Below are 5658 nucleotides of genomic sequence, written 5' to 3' on the forward strand. Positions count from 1 at the left end.
CACCCGGGCCACCGCCGGCCCGGGCGGGGGACCGGGTGGGGCCGCGACGGGCGGGCCCGCCGGCGAGGCGGACCACGCCGCGCCGGACGGCTGGGCCGCCATCGGGATGCCCATCGACTCGGTTTGCGGTGGGCGCCCGGCCATCCCTTGGTGCCGGCCGACCTCGAACATCAGCTGCGGCCCGTCCGGGTTCCCGATGTTGAGGCATTGACCGTCGTGGATCTCGACCACCGGCACCCGCCGACCGTTGACGAAAGTGCCGTTGAGCGAACCGTTGTCGATCGCCAGCCACCGGCCCTGGTCGAACCGCAGCAGCAGGTGCGCGCGCGAAATGAGCGGGTGGGTGATGCGCATGTCGGCGCGCAGATCGCGCCCCACCACCACGTCGTGGCCGGCGGCAAAGGTGCGTTCTGACCCGTCATGACGAACCGTCAGCACGGGGGCGGCTGGTGCACTCATCGAACCAACTGTATCTCGTGAACCCAAGGCCACCCTGAGGCCCAAATGTGCGTTCGGGGGCCCGCTCTCGTCACCGCGCTAGCAGATCGGGGGCGCCCGTGACCACGCACTGGGTACGCGTGTAGATGGTGGCCATGCACTTGTTGCAGTGCGTGCACGCGGAATGCACGCTGTGCGCGGCGCCGTCGGCCGCGATCCGATTGATCAGGTCGGGTTCGGCCAGCAGCGCCCGGCCCATCGCGACGAAGTCAAACCCCTCCGCCATCGCCAGGTTCATCGTCTCCCGGTTGGTGATGCCGCCGAGCAGGATCAGTGGCATGGTCAGCTCGGCGCGGAACAGCTTGGCGTGCCGCAACAAATAGGCCTCGCGGTAGGGGTACTCGCGCAGGAACTTCTTGCCGGTCATCCGCATGCCCCAACTCAGCGGCGGCTTGAACGCCGCGGCGAACTCCTTGAGCGGCGCGTCACCGTGGAACAGGTACATCGGGTTCACCAGTGAGCTGCCCGCGGTGAGTTCGATCGCGTCCAGCCCGCCGTCGTCCTGCAGCCACTTGGCGGTGGTCAGCGATTCCTCGGTGGAGATGCCGCCACGCACCCCGTCGGTCATGTTGAGCTTTGCGGTGACCGCGATCGGCGTGCCCTCCTTTTCCACCGCGCGGCGCACGGCCATCACAATGCCGCGTGCCACCTTCGCCCGGTTCTCAAGCGACCCGCCGAACTCGTCGTCGCGCCGGTTGATCAGCGGGGACAAAAACGAGCTCGCCAAGTAGTTGTGGCCCAAGTGGATTTCGACCGCGTCGAAGCCGGCTTCGATCGCCAGCCGGACGGCGTTGGCGTGCCCCTCGATGACGTCGTCGATGTCGTCGCGCGTCGCCTTCTTGGCGAACCGCATCCCGATCGGATTGAAGAACCGCACCGGTGCCAGCGCCCTGGCCTTGTTGGATTTGGCGTTGGCCACCGGCCCGGCGTGGCCGATCTGCGCGCTCACCGCCGCGCCCTCGGCGTGGATCGCGTCGGTGAGCTTACGGAAGCCGGGCACCGCCTCCGGGCGCATCCAGATCCCGTTGCCCTCGGTGCGGCCGCCGGGGGAGACGGCGCAATAGGCGACGGTGGTCATGCCGACGCCGCCGGCGGCGGGCAGCCGGTGGTATTCGATCAGGTCGTCGGTCACCAGGGTGTCGGGCGTGCGGGCCTCGAAGGTCGCCGACTTGATGGTGCGGTTACGCAGCGTGATCGGGCCCAGCTTGGCCGGGCTGAACACGTCCGGAGGGGTAGACATATCGGGAGCCTAACGGCAAGGCATGCCAGACTGTCAGGCGTGGGCGCAATCACACTGGACGGCAAGGCCACCCGCGACGAAATCTTCGTCGATCTCAAAGAACGAGTGGCCGCCCTGACCGCGTCGGGCCGCACGCCCGGGCTGGGGACCATCCTGGTCGGCGACGATCCGGGGTCGCAGGCCTACGTCCGGGGCAAGCACGCCGACTGCGCCAAGGTCGGCATCACCTCGATCCGCCGGGACCTGCCGGCCGACATCAGCACCGCGACGCTTCACGACACCATCGACGAGCTGAACGCCAACCCGGATTGCACCGGCTACATCGTGCAGTTGCCGTTGCCCAAGCATCTGGACGAGAACGCGGCGCTGGAGCGGGTCGACCCGAACAAGGACGCCGACGGCCTGCACCCCACGAACCTGGGCCGGCTGGTGCTCAGCGTTGCGGCGCCGCTGCCGTGCACCGCTCGCGGGATCGTGCACCTGCTGCGCCGCTACGACGTCGAGATCGCCGGCGCGCATGTGGTCATCATCGGCCGGGGTGTGACGGTGGGACGCCCGTTGGGCCTGCTGCTGACCCGCCGCTCCGAGAACGCCACGGTGACGTTGTGCCACACCGGAACTCGCGATCTGGCCGCGCATACCCGGCAGGCGGACATCGTGGTGGCCGCCGTCGGGGTGCCACACATGTTGACCGCCGACATGGTGCGTCCGGGTGCCGCGGTCGTCGACGTGGGGGTCAGCCGGACCGACAACGGGTTGGTCGGCGACGTGCACCCCGACGTGTGGGAGGTCGCCGGCCACGTGTCCCCGAATCCCGGCGGTGTCGGCCCGTTGACCCGGGCGTTCCTGCTGACCAACGTCGTCGAACTCGCCGAGCGGCAATGAGCGCGAGGTCGCTCGTCCGGGCCCAGTGGCCAATTCTGCTGGTGGGCTTGACTTTCGCGACCGCGCTGGCGCTGGTGGGGGCCAACTTCTGGCGCCGCGGGTCACTGTTGATCGGCATCGGTGTCGGCCTGGCGGCGGCGCTGAGATTGGTGCTGTCCGACGAGCGGTCCGGCCTTTTGGTGGTGCGTAGCAAGGGAATTGACTTCGTCACCACGGCGACGGTCGCGGCCGCGATGGTCTACATCGCGTGGACCATCGACCCGCTGGGTACCGGTTAGATACCCGGCGCCGCCGGGATCCGCCCCGGTATGCCGGGCATCTACCCGGCCATGCCGGGATACTGGCCCGCCACGCCGGGGATTTGTCCAGCCATGCCGGGGATCTGCCCGCCCGTCATGCCGGGTACGCCGGGAACCTGCCCGGGCATTCCCGGCATCTGCGGAACCGACAGGTTGCCGTTGGCCAGGTTCGCCATCTGCTCCGGGCAGTAGGTCTGTATCGCGATGGTGGTGAACATGCGCGCCATCATGGGCGACATGCCCCGGCCGGAGACGCTGGACGCGGCCGCGGCGAAGTTGCCGCCCGGCTGGGCAAGCATCGGGCAGATGGACTGGCCCACCGACATCGCGTTTCCGGGCTCGCCGAAGTCGATGCCGGCGTGGTTGAGCGCGTCGATGAAGTTGTCGTCGGGGTTGTCCGCGCCGGCCGGGGCGGCGAACGCCGACGCCGCGGTGAGCAGGCCGGCGGCGGCAGCGAGCAGACGAACGGTCAGGGGCTGGTTCCGAAACAGCCAGATCCATCGGTTCGTTCGTGCCAGTGCCTTCATGCAGCCTCCCCCGCAATCGTGGAGTGCGCAGAAAGCACTCGAATCACGTTGAGAACTCTGAGCTATCACTGTCACGTTTGCGACACGGTGGGATAAAGGTTCGCACAATAAGCGTTTTGTGAGTCGGCCGCGGCCGCGACGTCGATTATTGGGCGGTCTGCGCTCGGCACGCTTTTCGGCGGATCGAAGCCACACTGTGATCTTGACACGGGCGCCCAGACCGGGCTTTTGCGTGTGAAATGTTTAAGAATCTCCGCACATGACGACGAATCGCAGCCGTCCGCTTGACCCCTTGATGCAGGGCCGCATCTCGCGCCAGACGTTTCTGCGCGGCGCCGTCGGAATGTTGGCGACCGGGGCGGTTTTGGGCCCGGCGCGCGCCGCCGCGGACCCCGCGGCCGGCTGGGGCGGGCTGGCGTCCTCCATCGGCGGCAGCGTCGTGCTGCCCGCCAACGGCGCCCAATTCGCCACCAGCAAAAAGGTTTTCAACTCGTTCTATGACAGCTCCAATCCCGCTGCGGTGGTGACGGTTTCGTCGCAGGCGGATGTGCAGAAGGCGGTGGCGTTCGCGACGGCCAACAATCTCAAGGTCGCCCCGCGCGGGGGAGGGCATTCGTACATCGGCGCGTCCAGTGCCAACGGCACCTTGGTGCTGGACTTGCGGGGGCTCCCGGGCGCGCCCAACTTCGACGGCAACACTGTCACCGTCACCCCCGCGACCACCCTGTACGCGATCCACCAGGCATTGGCAAGTGCCGGCCGGGCGATCCCCACCGGCAGTTGTCCGAACGTCGGCATCGCCGGCCTCGCGATGGGCGGCGGGATCGGGCCCGATACCCGGCACGCGGGCCTGACCTGTGACGCGCTGCAGTCGGCCACGGTGGTGCTGCCCAGCGGCGACGTGGTGACCGCCTCGGCCAACGACAACCCCGATCTGTTCTGGGCGCTTCGCGGCGGAGGGGGCGGCAATTTCGGGGTGACCACGTCGATGACGTTCTCCACCTTCGCGACCTCCGACAGCGACGTGGTGCGGCTCGACTTCCCGCCGGCGTCGGCCACCCAGGTGCTCGTCGGTTGGCAGTCCTGGCTGAGCGCCGCGGACCGAAACACCTGGGGCATAGTCGATCTGATGATCGGTTCGGCGCCGAATTGCCACGTGCTGGCGCTCTGCCCGGGCGGTGAGGGCGCGGGCGTGGTCGATGCGATCAAGACCGCGGTGGGGGTGGCGCCCACGTCCGTGATGAACAAGACGATGAATCGCTCGGATTTGGTGATGTACCTGGCCGGGGGCAGCTCCAATCCGCCGGCCCGCGCGTTCCTGGCCGGTTCCGACGTCATCGGGCCGGTGGATTCCGCTGCGGCACATGCCATTGCGACCGCGATCGGGCAGTGGCCGTCGGGGGCGGGGCAGGCGTCGGTGCTCGTCGACCCGCTCGGCGGCGCCGCCGCGGACGTGGCCGCCGGGGACACCGCTTTCCCGTGGCGCAACCAGGCGGCCGTGCTGCAGTGGTACGTCGAACCGTCCGGCGGCCAGGTCGCCGCCGCGAACACCTGGCTGAGCTCCGCGCATCAAGCGGTGCAACAGATCTCGGTCGGCGGATACGTCAATTACCTGGAGCCCAATGGCGCGCCGGCGCGCTACTTCGGCTCGAATCTGTCGCGGCTGACGGCCGTGCGGCAGAAGTACGACCCGAATCGGGTCATGTACTCGGGGCTGAACTTCTAGCCGTTTGCAGCCCCGGCCGCTCCCGCGCGAAAGTTTTTGCGCGAGTGTGAATCTATGGCGATTTTCGGGCGCGTTTTTGTCGGTGGGGGTCGTTAGGTTCGGGGGTATGAGTCCAAGCGGTCATCCAGACGTCGACGCGGTGTTCGACGATCTCGATGCCGTCTTGGCTCGCGTCCGCGCACTACCGGTGGACGCTTTGAACGTTCACCAACAGCTGGCGATGCTCGAGCGCAGCGAAAAAGTGCGCCGGCAGCTGCCGGCCCTCGAGCATCCGGTGATCAACACCCTGGGTCGGCAGGCCACCGCCGAGGAGCTGGGCGGCACGCTGCCGCAGGCGATCGCCGAGGCGACGCTGATCAGCCGGGCCGAGGCGTCGAGGCGGGTCAAAGAGGCGATCGAGTTGGGGCCCCGGCACGGGCTGACCGGCGAACCGTTAGCGCCGATCCTGTCCGCGACGGCCGCCGCTCAACGCGACGGCGCCCT

General features: G+C 68.4%; 7 protein-coding genes. 4 read left to right on the forward strand and 3 right to left on the reverse strand.

Translation table 11 applies throughout. The features are described from left to right. Both A5702_RS11090 and A5702_RS11095 read right to left on the reverse strand, forming a co-directional pair. Nucleotides 1-459, reverse strand: a 459-nt coding sequence (locus A5702_RS11090) for an FHA domain-containing protein (RefSeq protein ID WP_197506544.1), incomplete at its 3' end; no start/stop codon positions are given. A 70-nt stretch (nt 460-529) separates the two neighbouring features. Continuing rightward, nucleotides 530-1738, reverse strand: coding sequence for an NADH:flavin oxidoreductase (locus tag A5702_RS11095; protein WP_068220627.1), 1209 nt, complete (start codon nt 1736-1738; stop codon nt 530-532). A 39-nt stretch (nt 1739-1777) separates the two neighbouring features. On the opposite strand from A5702_RS11095, the gene A5702_RS11100 reads away from it, so the two are divergent. Both A5702_RS11100 and A5702_RS11105 read left to right on the forward strand, forming a co-directional pair. Further along, the gene (locus A5702_RS11100; RefSeq protein WP_068220629.1) at nt 1778-2623 is read left to right on the forward strand and encodes a bifunctional methylenetetrahydrofolate dehydrogenase/methenyltetrahydrofolate cyclohydrolase; all 846 of its coding nucleotides are present in this window, start codon (nt 1778-1780) and stop codon (nt 2621-2623) included. Continuing rightward, nucleotides 2620-2901 carry a DUF3017 domain-containing protein gene (locus A5702_RS11105; protein WP_055405320.1) on the forward strand — a complete coding sequence of 94 codons (282 nt, stop codon included), beginning with the start codon at nt 2620-2622 and terminating at the stop codon, nt 2899-2901. The genes A5702_RS11100 and A5702_RS11105 overlap by 4 nt, the downstream gene beginning before the upstream one ends. 41 nt (nt 2902-2942) lie before the next feature. Here A5702_RS11105 and A5702_RS11110 read toward each other — a convergent pair whose 3' ends face one another. Then, the gene (locus A5702_RS11110) at nt 2943-3449 is read right to left on the reverse strand and encodes a DUF732 domain-containing protein (RefSeq protein WP_068220631.1); all 507 of its coding nucleotides are present in this window, start codon (nt 3447-3449) and stop codon (nt 2943-2945) included. A 295-nt stretch (nt 3450-3744) separates the two neighbouring features. On the opposite strand from A5702_RS11110, the gene A5702_RS11115 reads away from it, so the two are divergent. Both A5702_RS11115 and A5702_RS11120 read left to right on the forward strand, forming a co-directional pair. After that, the gene (locus tag A5702_RS11115) at nt 3745-5175 is read left to right on the forward strand and encodes an FAD-binding oxidoreductase (RefSeq protein WP_068220634.1); all 1431 of its coding nucleotides are present in this window, start codon (nt 3745-3747) and stop codon (nt 5173-5175) included. 106 nt (nt 5176-5281) lie between these two features. Further along, the coding region (locus tag A5702_RS11120) for a DUF222 domain-containing protein (protein WP_156669568.1) at nt 5282-5658 on the forward strand (377 nt) is incomplete at its 3' end.

This window comes from Mycobacterium sp. E3339, assembly GCF_001666915.1.
Classification (GTDB): domain Bacteria; phylum Actinomycetota; class Actinomycetes; order Mycobacteriales; family Mycobacteriaceae; genus Mycobacterium.

What these genes read in the sequence shown, in the direction of transcription:
- A5702_RS11095 (WP_068220627.1), bottom strand. Translation starts at nt 1,738, where the DNA reads ATGTCTACCCCTCCGGACGTGTTCAGCCCGGCCAAGCTGGGCCCGATC.
- A5702_RS11105 (WP_055405320.1), top strand. Translation starts at nt 2,620, where the DNA reads ATGAGCGCGAGGTCGCTCGTCCGGGCCCAGTGGCCAATTCTGCTGGTG.
- A5702_RS11110 (WP_068220631.1), bottom strand. Translation starts at nt 3,449, where the DNA reads ATGAAGGCACTGGCACGAACGAACCGATGGATCTGGCTGTTTCGGAAC.
- A5702_RS11115 (WP_068220634.1), top strand. Translation starts at nt 3,745, where the DNA reads ATGCAGGGCCGCATCTCGCGCCAGACGTTTCTGCGCGGCGCCGTCGGA.